Origin of the sequence: Pseudofrankia coriaricola (assembly GCF_001854805.1) — a bacterium.
Lineage (GTDB): Bacteria > Actinomycetota > Actinomycetes > Frankiales > Frankiaceae > Pseudofrankia.
This window is the reverse complement of record NZ_MBLO01000011.1, coordinates 26,651-44,121: the sequence shown is the minus strand read 5'-3', so window position 1 is coordinate 44,121 and position 17,471 is coordinate 26,651. Positions and strand designations below refer to the sequence as shown.

Here is a 17,471-nt window from a genome sequence, read left to right as displayed (position 1 = left end):
TCCCGGTGATCTTGCTGTCAGCCAGCCCGGTGATCAATGATCCTGGTCGGACTGGCCCTCCTGGGTGAGCTTTCCCGGGTGAGACCGGGCGCGAGTCACCCGACCGCGTCAGACTCCGTGACTGCCTGACCGGGGTCGAACAAAGGCGCCTGATCCGTGCGGTCGCGTAGCGCCTCCACCCAGGTGAGGGCGACGGCGGCGACCTGGATCAGCTCGTCGCGCAGGTGGCGGGGGTCGGCGCCCTCCAGCATGGCCCGGGCGACCTCGCCGACCTCCTCGACCAGCACGGGCAGCCGCACCGCGTCCGGCATCGCCGGGTTCAGGATCGACCGCTCCCCGTGCTTGCGGTGCGCCCGTGCCACCTCGGCCTCCACCGCCGCCACCGTAGCGGTACTGATCACGGGATTTTCGCCTGACGTCACGGTGGCCAGTGTCATCGGTCCACCGACCGGACGGGCCGGCGGGGCCCCACGACGGACGGCACCGGCTGTCGGGCCGGCGGGGCGCGTCAGGGCAGCAGGGTGCCGGCGCGGACGGTGACGGGGCGCCCGACCCATTCCTCACGGGTCATCGCGGCGATGACGTCGGAGTCGGCACTGGCCGCGACCGTGCGGATGGCGTGACCGTGGCCAGCGCCGTCACCTCCGGTGCCACCCTCATCTCCGTCGCCTCCTGCTCCGTCCCCCTCGGCGCGGGCTGGAGTGGCGCCGCCGAGGGTCACGACGGCGAGGGCCTGAACCGGGGCGCCCTGCTCGCAGGCGACGGTGAACCCGGCGACCACGCCGGCGCCGGTGCCATCCGGCGGCTCGTCGACGAGGGGGAGCGTCGTCTCGGCGGCGCGGACGTCGACCGAGACGTCCTCGGCGCGGAAACCCGTCGACGGCGGGCTGGCGCTCCACAGCAGGCCGGCCTGCTTGGTGACCATCCCGGAGACGCACGTGACGAGCCCGTGGGCGCCCGGCTCGGCGGCGCGCAGCACCCGCGCCATGGCCGCCGTCGACTGGAGGACGTAGTTGTTCAGCGGGCCACCCGCGAACGTCATGCCGCCCGTGACGGTCAGGTCGGAGCGTCCGGTCAGGCCCAGCTCCCGGACCTGGACGCGGACCGCCGCCGGGAAGCAGCTGTAGAGGTCCAGGTAGTCGGCGTCGGCCGGGGCGACGCCGGCGACGGCGGCCAGGCGTTCGCCCACGGCACGGAAACCGGGCGAGCGGGCGAGGTCGGGGCGGGCGGCCAGCGGCGTCATGACGTTGGACTCGGCGGCGGTCACCGGGAAGACCCACCGGTCCGGCGGCACGCCGAAGCGCCGAGCGGCGGCCGCGGAACAGATCAGCAGCGCCGCCCCCTGGTCCACGCCGGCCCGGGAACAGTGCGACCGCGTGTACGGCCAGGCCATCATCGGGTTGCGCTCCGACGGCGCCAGGCCGGCCGGGGTGACCGGGTCCCGTGCCCAGGCGTCCTCGTTTCCGGCCGCCACCCGGGAGAACCCGGCCCACAGCGCCGCGACCTCGGCGGCATGCGCGGCAAGGCCGAGCCCGCTCGCCGCCCGCAGCGCCGACTCGAGGACCGCGTACTGCCGCACTGGCAGGTGCAGCCCGCGGCGGATCTCCAGCGGCGCCAGAATGTCCGCGTCAGGGGCGATGATCTCGTCCGGACCGCTCCCGGGCCGCCCGCCCGCCCCCGCGTCGCCTTCCGCCCCGCCCGCCTCGCCCGGACCGCGCGTCACTGTGGCCCGTCCTGGTGGTCCGGCTTCGCCGCCCGCGCGACCCGAAGCGGCGTGGGCGCGGGAGGTGGGACGGCCGGGGGTGAGGCGGACTCGCCCCCGGTGGGCCGCCTCGGCGCCGAGGACGAGTACGACGCCTGCCCGGCCGGCGGTGACGTCGAGGCACGCGCGGGTGATGAGGCTCTGCTGCAGGATGCCCAGCTCGGCGACGACCGTGCGGGCCTCGCGGGCGCCGAACCGGTCGGCGACCTGGCGGCCCGGGTCGGGGCAGTCCCAGGTGCCGCGCGCGACGTACACGCGGTCGACGGCGGCGAGCAGGCCCGGTGCCCCGGCGTCCGCGGCGGCCGCCTCGGTGGCGGCGGCCATCAGCTCGACCGCGTCCGGCAGCCGGGCCGCCGCCGCGGCGCCGACCAGGACGGGCGTGGCCGGCGGCACGGTCACACGGGCCTCCGCTGGTACCGGATCCCCGCCACGCCGTCAGTTCTCGGCATTCTCGGTGCCCTGGGCGCTGGCTGTGTCCTCGGCGGCCCTGGCGGCGACCCGCCGGGCCCAGGCGAGGTCGGCCTTGCCGCTGGGGGTGCGCACGACGGTCTGGACGAGGGTCAGCACCCGGGGCACCTTGTAGCCGGCGAGGTGGGAACGGCAGTGTCGCTGCAGGTCGGCGAGGGTGGGCTTGGCGTCGGGCCGGGGCGCGACGACGGCGGCGACGGTCTCGCCCCAGCGTTTGTGAGGCACGCCGACGACGAGGACGTCGTAGACGCCCGGATGGGTCTTCAGCACGCCCTCGACCTCCTCGGGGAAGATCTTCTCGCCGCCCGAGTTGATGGTGGCCGAGCCGCGGCCGAGCAGGGTGATCGTGCCGTCCTCCTCCAGCCGGGCGAAGTCGCCGGGGACGGAGTAGCGCAGGCCGTCCGGGCCGGTACGGAACACCTGGGCGGTCTTGGCCGGGTCACCGAGGTAGCCGATCGGGATGTTGCCCCTGCGGGCGAGCCGGCCGACCTCGCCGACCCCGAGCGGGGTGAGGTCGTCGTCGACGACGAGCGCGTCGTCGATCGGCCGGATGCGCACGCCGGCGTCACCGCGGACCCGGCTCTTGTCCGCGATGCCGACGCCGTGCGAACCGGCTTCCGACGCGCCGACGCCGTCCGTGACGACGACGCCCAGGCGCTGCATGAACGACTCCTTGAGGACGGGGGAGAACAGTGCGGCGCTCGACGAGAGCGCGTACAGCGACGACAGCTCCGGGCGGCTGCCCGCGCCCTCCAACGCGTCGAGGGTGTCGAGCAGCGGGCGCGCCATCGCGTCGCCGGTGATCATGACCAGGTTGACCCGCTCGGCCTCGACCAGCCGCCAGACCTCGTCAGGCTCGAACGTGTCGACGAGGACGGTGCGCTGGCCCTTGCTCAGGTTGGTCAGCAGGCACCACTGGGTGGCGCCGTGCATCAGCGGCGCGATCGGCAGCGCGGTGGTGACGCCGGCCGCGCCCTTCTCAGTGAGATCCTCCGGCCGGCCGGCCCGTTCGCCCGTCATCAGGTCGATGCCGCCGCCGAGGGCGAAGATGACGTCCTCCTGCCGCCACAGCACGCCCTTCGGCATGCCGGTGGTGCCGCCGGTGTAGAGCAGGTACCGGTCGTCGCCGGAGCGCGTCTCGAAGTCCCGGTCCGGCCGGGACGCCGCCAGTGCCTCCTCATAGGGCGTGGCGCCCAGCGCGTCGGCGCCGTTCTCGCCGGTGCCGGTGCCGGCACCGGGGATCGTGCCGTCCTCGATCACGACGAGGTGGCGCAGGCTCGCGATCTTCGGCGCCACCTCGGCCACCCGGTCGGCGAACTGCCGCTGGAAGACGAGCGCGACCGGCGCGGCGTTGCCGAGCAGGTAGGCCAGCTCCTCGGCTACATACCGGAAGTTGACGTTCACACACACCGCGCGGATCTTGTAGGCCGCGAGCATCGTCTCGACCCACTCGATCACGTTGTAGGCGTAGATCGCGACGTGGTCGCCGGGTCCCACCCCGGCGCCGGATAAGTGATGCGCCATGCGGTTGGCGCGTTCCTCCAGCTGGGTGTAGGTCCGCCGGGCGGGGCCGGCGATGACGGCCTCCCGGTTGGGGTAGCGGTCGACGGCGTGCTCGAACAGGTCGGCGAGGTTGAACTCCATGACGTCTCCCACTGGGCGACTGCGGCCGGCCGGGTCCGGGCCGGCGAGGTGGCTGGCAGACCTCCCAGATCGGCTTCGCCGATCCGGCAGGGACCCCGGGCACAGCGCTGATGCGCCGTTACGAGAGGTCACAGGCCCGCCGGGGGCTCAGCGGCCGCTGAACCGGGGGGTCTGTTTCGCGGCGAACGCGCGTGGGCCGATCTTCGCGTCGTCGCTGAGGTACACCCGCATGCCGAGCTCGGACTCGACGCGGAACGCCTCGTCCTCGGGCAGCGACTCGGTCTCCCGCAGTACGCGCAGCACGGCCTGCACGGCCACCGGCCCGTTCGCGGCGATCGCGCGCGCGATCTCCATGGCCCGCTCCAGGGCCGTCCCGTCCGGGACGACGTGGTTGACCAGGCCGATCTCCTTGGCCTCGGCCGCCCCGAGGTGCCGGCCGGTGAGCAGCAGGTCCGCGGCCACCGCGTAGGGGACCTGGCGGCGCAGCCGGACCGCGGACCCGCCCAGCGGGAACAGGCCCCAGCGGACCTCCGAGACGCCGAACCTCGCCGACTCGCCCGCGACCCGGATGTCGGTCGCCTGCAGGATCTCGGTGCCGCCGGCGATCGCCGGCCCCTCGACGGCCGCGATGAGCGGCTTGGTGAGGACGAACCGCTTCATGATCCATTTCATGACGGACAGGTCCATCGTGAGGCGGGTGCCGTCCCCGTCACCGCGGAACGCCTCGCCGGGCGGGCGAGCGGACATCTGCTTGAGGTCGGCTCCGGAGCTGAACGCGCCGCCGGCGCCGGTGAGCACGGCGACCCGGATCTCCGGGTCCGCGTTGACCTCGTCCCAGGCCTTCTCGAGGATGCCGATCATCTCGGGGGTGATCGCGTTGCGGGCGTGCGGGCGGTTCATCGTGACGACCAGGACATGGCCGTCGCGGGTGACGAGCGCGTGCGGCTCGGACTCGGTCACGCGGACTCTCCTCGGACGCGCGAACCGTGTCGGATGGCCCTGCCTATAGGCAGGCTGATCCGACACGGTTCGAAACGGGGTCAGCGATGTGTGTTGGATGGGCCTGTCTATAGACGGGCTGATCTGACACGGTTCGGCGCTGGGGTGGGCGCGGCGGGCGGGTGGCACCCCTGAGCTGGGGTGATGCTCCCTTCCCGGCACCCCGGGCATCCCTGAACGGGGCCTCAGACGCCCGTTCAGCCGTGTCGACACCGCTACCAAAAGTGATCGACGTCGGGGGTGCCGCCGGCGGAGACGGCCTCACCGCGGCGGGCGCGGCATGCCGAGGCCCAGCATCGCGATCATGTCGCGCTGGATCTCGTTGGTGCCGCCGCCGAAGGTGAGCATGAGGATCTGTCGGTAAGCGCGCTCGAGCCGGCCGGCGAGCACCGCGCCCGGCGAGCCCGACATGAGGACCGCCTCGTCCTCGAGGCATTCCATCAGCAGGCGGTATGCCTCGACGGCGAACTCGGTGCCGAAGATCTTCGTCGCGCTGGCCTGGGCCGGCCCGAGCTGGGCGCCGTGGTCGACGCCCCAGGCGATCTTCCAGTTGATCAGTTTGAGGAACTCGACCTTGGCGTGGACCGTGCCGAGGTTGCGCCGGACCAGCGGGCGGTCGATGACCCGGCCGCCCTCCGGGGCCTCGGTCGCCTCGCCCCACCGCCGCGTCCACAGCAGCAGCTGCTGGATGCCGGCGGCCGAGCACAGCGCGACCCGTTCGTGGTTGAGCTGGCCGGTGATCAGCTTCCAGCCGCCGTTCACCTCGCCGACCAGAGCCTCGGCCGGCACGTGGACGTCGGTGTAGAAGGTCTGGCTGGTGATGCCGCCGGAGATGGTGGGCACCGGCGTCCACGAGAACCCGGGGGCGTCGGTGGGCACGCAGAACACCGACAGGCCGCGGTGGCGCGGCAGGTCGGGGTCGGTGCGGGCGGCGAGCCACACGTAGTCGGCGACCTGGATGACGGACGTCCACATCTTCTGGCCGTTGATCACCCAGCCGTCGCCGTCGCGCTCGGCGCGGGTGAGAAGGCTCGCGAGGTCGGTGCCGGCGCCCGGCTCCGAGTAGCCGATCGAGAAGTGCAGCTCGCCGGCGAGGATTCTCGGCAGGAAGAAGTCCTTCTGCTCCTGGGTGCCGTACTCCATGATCGCCGGGCCGACGCTGTTCAGCGTCAGCAGCGGGATCGGCACCCCGGCCAGCGTCGCCTCGTCGCCGAAGATCAGCTGTTCCAGCATCGACCGGTTCTGGCCGCCGTACTGGGTCGGCCAGCCGATGCCGAGCCAGCCGTCCTTGCCCATCTGGCGGATGGCCCGGCAGTAGGCGCCGTCCTTGCCTTTCAGGGTCGACTCGCCGCCGGCGAGCTCGGCGCCGAGCTCGGGCGTGACCATGGCGGCGAAGTACTCGCGCAGCTCGCGGCGCAGGTCCTCCTGCGCCGCGGTGTAGGCGACTCGCATCGGCGCTCTCCTGTCGCGGCCGGCCGTCACGGCGTATCCCGTGAGCCCGGCGTACCCGACGAGACCTGATGGGTCATCAGGTCGCGGTTGACCCGATGCTAGCGCGGTACTAGAACAAGTTCTCGTTATTGGTTACTCGCCCGTCCGTGGACCACCGGGTCCTCGGCGGGTGGCCCGCTGACGACCAAGCCTTCTCGCGAGGAGCCACGGCATGGACTTCGCCCAGACCGAGGAACAGCGCGACCTGGCCGCGCTGGCCAGGCAGATCCTCACGGAACGGGTCACCCCCGATCGCCTGACCACGCTGGAGGCGGGCGTCCTCGCCGGCACCGGCGAGCCGCGGTTCGACCGCGAGCTGTGGGCGGAGCTCGCGAAGGCGAACCTGCTCGGCGTCGGCGTGCCGGCCGAGTACGGCGGCCTGGGCTACGGGGTCCTCGAGGAGTGCCTGGTGCTGGAGGAGGCCGGGCGGGTGCTCGCACCGGTGCCGCTGTGGGCCTCGGCGACAGTCGCCGCCGGCGCGGTCGCCGCCTACGGCACCGAGGCCCAGCGGCGTGACTGGCTGCCCGGCCTCGTCGCCGGCGAGAAGATCCTCACGGTCGCGCTCGCCGAGCCGCGGGGCGCGGACGCCGCCGCTCCGGCCACGATCGCGACCAGACTGGCTGGCGCCGGCCCAGGCCCGGACGGCGGCGTCGGCCCCGGCGGCGGTTGGCGGCTGGACGGGATCAAGACGGCCGTGCCGTTCGCGACGGTCGCGGACGCGGTCCTCGTCCCGGCGCGCACCGAGACGGGCGTCGGCCTGTTCCTCGTCGACCCGGCCGCCGCCGGGGCCACCGTCGAGCCGCAGCTCACCACGGCCCGCGAGATCGCCGGCCTGCTACGGCTGGACGGCGTCGTGGTCGGCGACGACGCGCTCCTCGGCGGCCTGGCGGCGCCCGAGGGCAACGCCGCGGCGGTGGCGCTGCGCGACCGGGCGACGCTCGGCCTGTGCGCGCTGCAGCTCGGCGTCACCGAGCGCGCGATGCGCGCGGCCGCCGAATACACGAGCAACCGCCACCAGTTCGGCCGCCCGATCGGCTCGTTCCAGGCGGTCGGGCACCGGCTCGCGGACTGCTACATCGACGTCGAGGCGATCCGCCTGACGATGTGGCAGGCCGCCTGGCAGCTCGCCGAGGGGTGGGACGCCTCGGCGGCGGTCGCCACCGCGAAGTTCTGGGCGGCCGACGGCGGCCACCGGGTCGCGAGCGCCGTCGTCCACGTGCACGGCGGCATGGGCATCGCCGAGGAGTACTTCGTCCACCGCTACTTCCTGCACGCCAAGCAGCTCGAGTTCACCCTCGGTGGCGCCGGCGAGCAGTCCCGCCGCCTCGGCGACCTGATGGCCGCCACCCCCGCCCCCGACCATGTCGTCTGACCGCCAGGAGCCGCGCGAAAAGGATCCACGGGAAAGCGTCCACGGGAACGCCCTGGTGTGCCTCCGGTTGGCGGTGCCCGCCGCCGGGACCCCGTGCTACCAGGGGACCGGGCCGGCGGCGGAGAAGTAGCCGCCGGTGGGGCCGTCGGGGCCGAGCTGGGCCAGGCGGACGATGATCTCGGCACCCTCCTCGACGGTCTGAGTACCCGTGCGGCCGTTGAGGTCGGTGTTCGTGAAGCCCGGGTCGGCCGCGTTGACCCGGATGGCGGGGAACGCCTTCGCGTACTGGACGGTGACCATGTTGAGCGCGGCCTTCGACGCCGGGTACTCGACGCCCGGGTAGTGGTAGGCGGGCACGCCGCGGTCGCTGGCCTGGGCGAGTGAGCCGAGGCCGCTGCTGACGTTGACGATGACCGGCGCGGCCGAGCGGCGCAGCAGCGGCAGGAACGCATGGGTGACGCGGACGACGCCGAAGACGTTCGTCTCGAACAGGTGCCGCATCGCGTCGGCGGTCAGCTCCGCGGGCGGGGGCACGGTGTTGCCGGCGCCGCGGGCCTCGATGCCGGCGTTGTTGACCAGGACGTCCAGCCCGCCGCCCTCCTCGACGGTCTTCGCGGCGGCGGCGACCGACGCGTCATCGGTGACGTCGAGCGGCAGCAGCAGCGCCCCCAGCTCGTCCGCGGCCCGCCTGCCGCGCTCGGCGTCCCTGGAACCGAGGTAGACGATGTGGCCGGCGGCGATCAGCCGGCGGGCGGCCTCGAAGCCGAGGCCCTTGTTCGCTCCCGTGACCAGTGTCGTTGTCATGCGTCCAGGCTGCGTCCGGTCTGCGAACCCTGCCAGGCGTCCCGTCTTCCTGGGAACACCGGTACCAGGTTGCCGCGGGGCGGACCCGCGCACACTGGGGACATGGCGACGGCGGAGTTCGGGCGGGCGGTGCGCCGCTGGCGTGACCGCGTCCCGCCCGACACGGCCGGGCTGCCGGCGGGTGGCCCCCGGCGCGCGCCCGGGCTGCGCCGCGAGGAGCTCGCCCTGCTGGCCGGGATCTCCGTCGACTACGTGACCCGCCTGGAGCAGGGCCGGGCGTCCAACCCGTCGGCGCAGGTTGTCGAGTCCCTCGCCAGGGCGCTGCGCCTCGCGGGTGCCGAACGTGCGCACCTGTTCCGGCTCGCGGGCCTCGCGCCGCCCGGCCCGGAGACGGTGCCGGTCCACCTCACCCCCGGCGTCCACCGGCTGCTGGACCGGCTGGCCGGGACGCCGGTCGCGGTCTACGACGCGTCGTGGACGTTGCTGGTCGCCAACCAGCCCTACACGGCTCTGATCGGTGACCCGTCGGGGTGGCGTGGCAACGAGCGCAACGCCGTGTGGCGCCACTTCCACGGCCTGGGCGCGCCCGTACGGCACACGCCAGAGGCGCTGGACGCCTTCCAGCGGGCGATCGTGGCCGACCTGCGGGCCGCGGCGGCCCGCTACCCGGCCGACCAGCGGCTGCGGCGGCTGGTCGCGGACCTGCGGGCGGACAGCCCCCGGTTCGCCCAGCTGTGGGACTCGGGCGCCGTGGGCCACCACGAGTCGGCCCGCAAGACGATCGACCATCCGCGCGCCGGCGCGCTCACGCTGGACTGCGACATCCTCACCGTCGCCGGCGCCGACCTGCGGATCATGATCTACACGGCGGAGCGCGGCTCCGGGGACGCCGACCGCCTCGCCCTCCTCGCCGTCCTCGGCACCCAGACCCCCGTCGGCTAGCGCCGCCCCGGGCACCGGTCAGCCGGGTGAGCCGTGGGGTGTGGCGCGCGAGCACCGCGCGGAGCCGTCGACCCTCAGAACGGACGTGGGCCCGCCGGCAAGGCCGGCGGGCCCACGAACCAGACCCAGGCGACCAGGGCTCAGTGGGCGTCGCCCGCGAGCGCCCGGCGGTAGCGGCCGAGGGCCATGACCGGCCAGACCAGCCGGTACAGGTTGTAGTTGATGTAGAAGTAGCCGGCGAAGCCGGTGCCGGTGTAGTAGTCCTCGTCCCAGCTGCCCTCGTCGGTCTGGGTGGCGGCGAGCCACGCGACGCCGCGGGCGGCGGCCTCGCCCTTGGCCCCGTCTCCGACCCGGCCGGCGGCGATCAGGGCGAGCAGCGCCCACGCCGTCTGCGACGCCGTGGAGACGCCCATGCCGGCCGTCGACATGTCGTTGTAGGAGTAGCAGTCCTCGCCCCAGCCACCGTCGGGGTTCTGGCGGGAGACCAGCCAGTCGGCGGCGCGCTGGATCGCCGGGTGGGAGGCGGGCAGGCCCGCGGCGCGCAGGGCCGGGACGACGCCGCCGGTGCCGTAGATGTGGTTGACGCCCCAGCGGCCGTACCAGGAGCCGTCGACCTCCTGGGAGTGCAGCAGCCACTCGACCCCGCGCTTCGTGCGGGGGTCGTCGCCCAGGCCCAGCTCGCCGAGCAGCTCGACGACGTGGGCGGTCACGTCCGCCGACGGCGGGTCGGTGAGCATGCCGAAGTCCGCGAACGGGATCTTGTAGACGAGGTGGCCGGCGTTGTCGACGTCGAACGCGCCCCAGCCGCCGTCGGCGCACTGCATGCCGAACACCCACTGCAGGCCCCGGTAGGTCGCGGCCATGACCTTCTCCGGCCGGGGATGGGCGACTCGCATCAGCGCCAGCATCACCTCGGCGGAGTCGTCGACGTCCGGATAGGTGTCGTTCTCGAACTCGAAGGCCCAGCCGCCGACCGGCACGTCGGGGATGGGAACCGACCAGTCGCCGCGCCGGGCGGTCACCTCCTGGCCGACCAGCCAGTCGGCGGCGCGGACCAGCGCCGGGTCGTTCGTGGCGAGGCCGGCGTCCGCCAGAGCGATCGTCGCCAGGCAGGTGTCCCAGACCGGCGACTGGCAGGACTCCTGCATCCGCGAGCCGTCCGGGCGGGTGACGCTGTACAGGTCGAGGGAGCGCAGCGCCGCGGTGATGACCGGATGGTCCATCGGGTAGCCGAGCACACGCAGCGCGATGATCGAGTAGGCGGTCGGCGGCTGGATCCCGCCGAAGCAGCCGTCGGCCTCCTGACGTACGACGATCCACCGCTCGGCGATGCCGAGGGCGAGTGCGCGCAGCGGCCGGACCGGGTGCCGGTGGTAGATGTGCAGCGCCCGGTCGACCCGGTGGAACATCCAGTCCCACGGGAGGTGCTCGAGCGCGGCGGACTTGAGCCCGCGGGCGGCGCGGGTGCCGGTCCTGCGCAAGAGGCCGCCGGGCAGCGGAACGCCGGGCCCGCCGCCGTCCTTGGCCCGGCCGGCCACGTCCGGCGGCTCCGGTGCGGCGTCCCGGCCGCTTCGGCGCTTCGGCGCGTCGACCGGCGCCGCCGGGGTGGCGAGGCGGGCCGCGGGTGCGCCGCCCGCCGGTGGGTGCGCCGCCAGGGAGCCGTTGCCGTCCACGTCACCGTCGCCGACGTGGAAAAGGCCGTCGATGGTCGTGTCCACCCAGGCACCCGCGGCGCGGCCACGCCGACGGGACTTCGTGGACGGGGCCGGAGCCGGGAAGAGCTCGTCGATCGGGAACGGCGGGGTCCCCGTCGGCCGGCGGGCCATGAGCACGGTGATCGCGACGATCGTCTGCCGGCCCCACGAGGCGAACTTGTAGATCGACAGCGGCACCTTCGCCGGTAGGAGCATCAGTTCCGGCGGTAGTACCGGCAGGTCCTCCCAGCGCCACCAGCCGAACAGCGCCAGCCAGATGCGGGTGAAGATCCGGGCCGCCGGCACGCCGCCGTGGGCGCGCGTCCACGCGGCGGCGGCGCGCATGTGCGGCGCGTCCGGGCTGTCGCCGACGAGGCGCAGCGCGACGTAGGACTCCACCGTCGGCGCGAGGTCGCCCGGCCCGGCGTGGTAGATGGGCCAGGAGCCGTCGGCGTTCTGCCGCGACCGGATGAACCTGGCGGTGAGCTCGGCTTGCTCCTGGTTCCAGAGGCCGAGCCACTTGCGCAGCATCAGGTCCTCGGCGTCGATCGAGGTGTTGCTCTCCAGGTCGCCCTTCCACCAGCCGGCGTCGTCCTGCAACGAGCGCAGCTGCGTCACGGCGCGGTCCAGCATGTCGTCGAGCACGTCGCCGTGGATCTCGGCGCCGGCCGGGGCGACGGTGGGCACGACCAGGGCGGACGCGGCGGGCCGAGCCACGGGCGCGGCCCGGGACGCCGTCGCGGCGGGGGCCGGGACGGCCGCGAGGGTGGGCGCGGCCGTGGTGGGCGCGGCGCTCGCCGGGGTGCCGGCGGGCGGGCGGAGGCGGGCGGGCGCGGTCCGAGCCCGGGGTACGGCCGTGGTGGTGGCCGAGATGGCGCTGGTGGTGGCCGAGACGGTTGCGGTGGCCGCCGAGACGCCGCCGGCGGTCAGGCCGGCGGCGAGGTCGTCGTCCGCCGCGCCGCGCGGCGCGGGGGCGAACGCGGTGGTCGGCGACCCAGCGGCGAGCGTCGTCTCGTTAGTGGTGGTCACGAGAATGCCCTTTCTCCGCGCAGACGCGGCATGGCCAAGGCGACTGGCGACTACGTGACATAACGGGATATAAGGGACGGCAGCGGGCGGGGTTCGGCCGCGCTGGCCGCTACTCGACCGCCGAGCGGGGCGGTCGGGCATGCTGTGAGGCCCCAGGAGGGCGGGGCAGGGCGATGGTGACGGACGCGGCGGCCCGGCCGGCCTAGCCTTCGGCGGGGTTGCCGCCGGCCGGGCCACCGACGCCCAGGCCGGCCGGTGGGCCGGTGGGCTGGGCGGCCGTAGGCACCGAGGTCGGGCCACAGGCCGCGCCGGCCGGGGCGGGCCGTACCGGCTCCGGCCGTTCGGACGTGGGATGAGTGGAGTCAGCAGGGACGAGCTGGTCGATGCAGTACTCGACCATCGCGAGCATTTCGTCGAGATCGTGGCCGCCGCGGGTGAACCAGCCGCGCACACCGACCTGCACGGCGGCCAGGAACGCCGCGGCGGTCAGCTGGGGGCGCAGGTCGATGCCACGGCCCGGCACGCGGCCGGTCTGCGGTGGGAAACGGGGGGCGATCGCCGCGGCGAGCCGGTCGCCGAGGCGCATCATCCGCTGCAGCATCGCGGCGCTCACCGCGGGCGCGGCGTCGGCGATGAGCAGGTGCTCGACGTAGCCGCGGAACGCCGCCGGGTGCGGCGCCATCGTGGCCCAGGCGTCCAGCGAGGCTGAGCGCAGCGCCGCGAGCGGCGGCTCGTGGGCCGGGCGGCGCGCGAGCGCCGCGAGCGCCAGCTCGCCGACCTCGTCGAGCGGGGCGAGTGCGACCTCCTCCTTGGTGGCGAAGTACCGGAAGAAGGTGCGCACCGAGACCTCGGCGCTGACCGCGATCGCCTCGATCGTGGTCGCGTCGTAGCCGTACTGGGCGAACAGCGCGTGCGCGGTGTCGACGATCGTGCGGCGGGTGCGCAGCTTCTTGCGCTCCCGCAGCCCGGCCGGGACCCCTTCGTCCAGGTCCCCGGGTTCGCCGGTAGATACCGCGCCGCCCGCGGGCTGCCCCCGCTCGGCGGGTGACGCCGCGGTCTGCCGCCCGACCGGGCGGATCACCGGGGTTCCCGCGGCCGGGGCGGTCAGGCCGGCCAGCAGGCGACGCGCCGCGGTGCCCTTCGAGGTGCCCGTCGCCATGCGTCCTCCCCCAGGAGGGTGGCTCGCCGCTGGACGGCCGCCACCTTGTCTGAGGAGATCGTATGACAGGAAATGGCAGATGGCACCAACTGCCACTTTTTTGACAGTCCTTGCGCGCGAGGTGAATCGGCCAGCGTCACCACCGCTACCTCATGCTCCTGTGGTGAAGCATGCGGTAGCAGTTTGGATGGAGAACTGTGGCTTCGTCGCTTTCTGTGTGTTGATCAGATGTATACGCTACGACGCCGCGGCGTTACAGCGTGACGGTCGGCTCGCGAGTGGGCCCCCTCCCCGACACGGGAGGGGGCGTGGGCCGGTGGGCGCCGGCCGGGGAGGAGCCGCGCCGGCCGGGCGGCCGGCGCGGCCGGGTCACTTCGGCATGAGCTGGGTGACCGCGTTGGAGACCTTGCCCTTGACCTCGCCACCGGCGAGGTAGGCCTTGTCGCCGGTGGCCGCGGCCGCCGCGTTCTGGACGCCGTCCGGCAGGTCGCCGGCGTCGGTGACCGAGTTGTCGCTCGGGTCAAACTTGTAGATCTTCGGAGACGCCTGGCCGCCCGCCTGGCCGCCCGCCAGGTAGGTGGTGCCGTTGACGGTGAAGGCCGAGGCGCCCTTAAGGTCCTGGGGCAGCTTGCCGACGGTCGAGGTCTTGCCGGTCGACGGGTCGAACTGCTGGATCGCGTCCGTCGCGCCGTTGTCGGACTCGCCGCCGAAGACGGTGACCTTCTGGTCGGAACCGGAGCCGATGGTCGCGACGGCCGCGTTGCGCACCGGGGTCTCCAGCTTGCCGACGTTCTGGAACGTCTTGCCGTCGCTGGTAGCCAGGATGCCGCTCTGGATCTTGCTGCCGTCGTCGCCGCCGACCAGGTAGGTCTTGCCGTTCGCCGTGGCGGCGCCGTGGTTCTCCCGCGGCGCGGGCAGCTTGCCGACCTCCTGGCTGGTGCCGTTCGAGAACGTCTGGACGACGTCGGTGACGCCGCCAGCCCCCGAACCGCTGGTGTTGCCGCCGAAGACGGTAGGTGTTCCGTTCACGACCGCGGCGCTGGCGTTCGTCACCGGCTTGGACAGCGTGCCGGCGGAGGTCGCCGTGCCCGCGTCCGGGTCGATGGCGGTCACCTGGTTGGCGGCCTTGCCATTGGTGTCCTTGCCGCCCATCACCAGCACCTTGCCGTTGTCCGAGACGGCGCTGGCTTCGGTGACCGCGGTAGGCAGGGTGAACGGCGCGTTCGAGGCGGTCAGCGCGCCGGCACCAGGGCTCGCCGTGCCGGAGGGGCTCGCCGTGCCGGAGGGTGAAGCGGTGCCGGTGGGTGAAGCAGTGCCGGTGGGCGTGCCGGTGCCGCCGGGGGAGGCCGTCCCGGTCTCGGCGGGGAACATGGTCGTCGGTGTGCCCGGGCCGCCCGTCATGAAGGTCTGGGCGGAGGCGCCAGGCTGGCCGTCACCACATCCGGACACCAGCGCGGCCGCGAGCACGCAGCTGGCGACGCCCGCGGCGGCGGTCGTCGCACGGGTCGCCGGCCCGCGTCGGGGCCGGCGGGGCGATGATCCGTTACGTCTGTCCACCTCGGCATCCTCACTCAGGGTGACGACGCAGACGAGTCGACCATGACCGAGCGGAGGAGGCCGCGAGCCGCGAGCCGCGCGGCGGCTGGCCGGTGGCGGGCGGCGGGCGGTAGGGCTGATCGGTGTGACTGGTGGCCGGGACGTGACGACCGCTGGGCGTCCGCCGGCATGGCCGAGCAGTTCCCGCGGCGTTGTCCACGCCGTTGACGCCCCGCGTCGATGGTCATGATCATCATCGGCGGCGTCCTTCAGCCGACACCGATCAGCGGGCGCCGCCTGATAGGTCCATGATGGTGGCGTCTAATGCCCGATTCGTTCCCCGGCCTGGCGCCCGCGCTGCGTTCTTCTCCTACCGCGGCCGCCCGGGTTTCGGAGCGCTGCAGGAAGGACGGCGATGCGGCCGTTGGGGCTGGCGGCGCGGACCGCCACCGGGGTGCTCGTCGGCATGCTGGCGCTGGCGGTCGCCGGCTGCTCGCCGAGCCTGAAGGACGACATCCCACCACAGATGACCGCGAGCCCGGCGTCGACGCCGCCTCCCTCGGCGGGCACGGCGGCCCCCCAGCCGACGGCGAGCGCCTCGTTGCCGCCCGGTGACAAGGCATACCTGGCCCAGCTCGCCCGGACGCTGCCCGACCTGGACGCCGAGGAGCAGTGGAAGATCGACCAGGCGACCTGGACCTGCACGCTGCTCGACGCCGGGATGACACTGCGCGGGGCGGCGACCACGTCGGCGCAGGTCTCCGATGACAGGCTGACCGTCGGGGACGCGGCGATCCTCGCCAAGGCGGCGGTGCCGAACTACTGCCCCAACCACACCGCCGAGCTGGCCACCGACGGCAACGCGCCGCTCGACAGGACCCTCGACGCCTACGCCCAGGGCGCCTGCTTCTGGCTCGACTACGCCCGCGAGCTCAATGACGGCGGCAAGCAGGTCGGCGACATCGACCTCGCGTACGCGGTGTACATCGCGGGCGTCGAGGCCAAGCGGTCGATGCCGCTGGACTTCCGCAGCGCCTGGCTCGCCATGACCAGCGACATCAGCACCGCGCAGGGCCTCTCCGAGCGGCGCACCCTGTGCGAGCAACACGGCTGGGGCGGCGCCGGGCAGCCCGCCTAGGCCGGTCACGTGACGGACGCCCGAGAAGCTAGTCCAGGGGGGATGCGGAGAGGTCGGTCTCCGTGGCGTGGAAGATGGGGGTGGATGACGCCGCGCGGAGGGTGCGGCCGGTCGGGCCGGTGGCGATGGTGGGCAGGCCGGGGTCGTAGGCGGCGAGCCGCCGGGGCCAGCCGTCGGCGGTGACCGTCATCAGCAGCCGCCGGGTGGCCGGCCGGTTCCACAGCGCCGCGAGGCCGTCGCCGAGCTCCTCGTAGCCCTCGCGCCGCCAGGCCTCCTCCAGGAGGACGGCGAACGACGAGTACAGCATCGCCTGGCGGATCTCGGCCGCCGCGATCTCGGGCGGCAGCTCGTGGTGGCCGCGGATGCCGGCGCTCACCGCGGCCTTCTCCGCGTTCCCGGCGTCGGTCAGCGCGAGCCTGCGGGCCTCGTCGACATAGGTCGGGACCGCGCCGAGTGAGGTGCTCACCCAGCGGTAGCGCCCGACGACCGACCACTCCAGTCCGCTCGCCAGGTCGTACTCGGGCGAGGTGGCGAGCCAGCCGCGGATCAGCTCGGCGCGCCGGCCGAGCGAGCGGTTGAGGTTGTCGTGCTGGCTGTACTCGCGCAGTTGGCGGGTGATGCCGGCGAGCTCGTGGAACAGCTCCGCGTCGGTCGGGGCCGGCTCGGTCAGATAGCGCAGCCGGCCCATCATCGTCAGCAGCGCCTCGGCGTCGGCGGTGTCCGACGAGCCGCGCCGTGCCTCCCGCCAGGCCTCCGTGACCCGCCGGTGCATCGCGCTGACCATGCCCGGGCTCGCGAGTGGCGGCATCGAGGCGCGCAGGTCCCGGTCGCGCCGGCGCCACTCGTCGAGGTCGATCCGGCCGTCGTAAGCAGCGCGTGACAGGCCGCCGATCTCGTCGATCAGGGGGACGGGCCATCCGAACAAATAGGCCGGCGGGGCCTTGATGAGTTCGCGAATGTCATCATCCACGCGTCTCAGGATGAACCGTCCTCTTGTCGCACCCGACGCCGGGGCGATCGACATGCCCGTCGGCAGTCAGCCCGCGCTCGGCCGGTCACCCACGGGTGGTCGGCGGGCACAGGATTACCGTTCCTGACCGGCCGGCCGGGCCTCCTCACCACCGGGTCGAGTAGGTACCGGAGGTCGAATAGGTACTGAAGACAGCGGCCTGTCGTGGCCGATACGGGCCTTCCACGCGGGCCAGGCGCCCGACGGCGGGCGTGGCCCCGGTGTCATGACGGCGCATCGGCGCCGCATCAACTCAACGCAGCCACCAAGGCGGCCCGGGCCAGGACGGCCCCGTCCTGTGCATCGGCCGGAAACCACCTCGGACGGGCGCCTGGCACCCCGGACCTGCCGGATCGGCTTCGCCGATCCGGCAGGAACCCCGCGCGGGTGCCTCGAAACCCGCCATACGATTCGTCCCGCCTGC

General features: G+C 73.7%; 13 protein-coding genes. 3 read left to right on the top strand and 10 right to left on the bottom strand.

The window, feature by feature from the left end; genetic code table 11:
• Positions 1-95 precede the first annotated feature (95 nt).
• From BCD48_RS02790 to BCD48_RS02770, 5 genes are all read right to left on the bottom strand, one after another.
• On the bottom strand, positions 96-401 hold the full coding sequence (locus tag BCD48_RS02790) for a nucleoside triphosphate pyrophosphohydrolase family protein (protein WP_198543050.1): 306 nt from the start codon (positions 399-401) through the stop codon (positions 96-98).
• Between the two features lie 107 nt (positions 402-508).
• Positions 509-2,161, bottom strand: coding sequence for an acetyl-CoA acetyltransferase (locus BCD48_RS02785; protein WP_083418079.1), 1,653 nt, complete (start codon positions 2,159-2,161; stop codon positions 509-511).
• A gap of 36 nt (positions 2,162-2,197) precedes the next feature.
• Positions 2,198-3,874, bottom strand: a complete 1,677-nt coding sequence (locus BCD48_RS02780) for an acyl-CoA synthetase (protein ID WP_071046642.1) — start codon at positions 3,872-3,874, stop codon at positions 2,198-2,200.
• A 147-nt stretch (positions 3,875-4,021) separates the two neighbouring features.
• Entirely contained in the window at positions 4,022-4,834 is an 813-nt protein-coding gene (locus tag BCD48_RS02775; protein WP_071046641.1) for a crotonase/enoyl-CoA hydratase family protein, read from the bottom strand.
• Positions 4,835-5,134: 300 nt separating this feature from the next.
• On the bottom strand, positions 5,135-6,325 hold the full coding sequence (locus BCD48_RS02770; protein WP_071046640.1) for an acyl-CoA dehydrogenase family protein: 1,191 nt from the start codon (positions 6,323-6,325) through the stop codon (positions 5,135-5,137).
• Between the two features lie 211 nt (positions 6,326-6,536).
• Here BCD48_RS02770 and BCD48_RS02765 point away from each other — a divergent pair, with 211 nt between their 5' ends.
• Entirely contained in the window at positions 6,537-7,736 is a 1,200-nt protein-coding gene (locus BCD48_RS02765; protein WP_071046639.1) for an acyl-CoA dehydrogenase family protein, read from the top strand.
• A gap of 96 nt (positions 7,737-7,832) precedes the next feature.
• On the opposite strand, the gene BCD48_RS02760 is transcribed toward BCD48_RS02765, so the two are convergent.
• The gene (locus tag BCD48_RS02760; protein WP_071046638.1) at positions 7,833-8,540 is read right to left on the bottom strand and encodes an SDR family NAD(P)-dependent oxidoreductase; all 708 of its coding nucleotides are present in this window, start codon (positions 8,538-8,540) and stop codon (positions 7,833-7,835) included.
• A gap of 102 nt (positions 8,541-8,642) precedes the next feature.
• Here BCD48_RS02760 and BCD48_RS02755 point away from each other — a divergent pair, with 102 nt between their 5' ends.
• Positions 8,643-9,482 carry a helix-turn-helix transcriptional regulator gene (locus BCD48_RS02755; RefSeq protein WP_071046637.1) on the top strand — a complete coding sequence of 280 codons (840 nt, stop codon included), beginning with the start codon at positions 8,643-8,645 and terminating at the stop codon, positions 9,480-9,482.
• A 140-nt stretch (positions 9,483-9,622) separates the two neighbouring features.
• On the opposite strand, the gene shc is transcribed toward BCD48_RS02755, so the two are convergent.
• From shc to BCD48_RS02740, 3 genes are all read right to left on the bottom strand, one after another.
• Positions 9,623-12,205, bottom strand: coding sequence for a squalene--hopene cyclase (gene shc, locus BCD48_RS48505; protein WP_071046636.1), 2,583 nt, complete (start codon positions 12,203-12,205; stop codon positions 9,623-9,625).
• A gap of 202 nt (positions 12,206-12,407) precedes the next feature.
• Positions 12,408-13,364 carry a TetR/AcrR family transcriptional regulator gene (locus BCD48_RS02745; RefSeq protein ID WP_071046635.1) on the bottom strand — a complete coding sequence of 319 codons (957 nt, stop codon included), beginning with the start codon at positions 13,362-13,364 and terminating at the stop codon, positions 12,408-12,410.
• A gap of 369 nt (positions 13,365-13,733) precedes the next feature.
• On the bottom strand, positions 13,734-14,921 hold the full coding sequence (locus BCD48_RS02740; protein ID WP_071046634.1) for a Kelch repeat-containing protein: 1,188 nt from the start codon (positions 14,919-14,921) through the stop codon (positions 13,734-13,736).
• A 394-nt stretch (positions 14,922-15,315) separates the two neighbouring features.
• On the opposite strand from BCD48_RS02740, the gene BCD48_RS02735 reads away from it, so the two are divergent.
• Entirely contained in the window at positions 15,316-16,038 is a 723-nt protein-coding gene (locus BCD48_RS02735; protein WP_071046633.1) for a DUF732 domain-containing protein, read from the top strand.
• A 28-nt stretch (positions 16,039-16,066) separates the two neighbouring features.
• On the opposite strand, the gene BCD48_RS02730 is transcribed toward BCD48_RS02735, so the two are convergent.
• Positions 16,067-17,008, bottom strand: a complete 942-nt coding sequence (locus BCD48_RS02730; RefSeq protein ID WP_071046632.1) for a hypothetical protein — start codon at positions 17,006-17,008, stop codon at positions 16,067-16,069.
• Positions 17,009-17,471 lie beyond the last annotated feature (463 nt).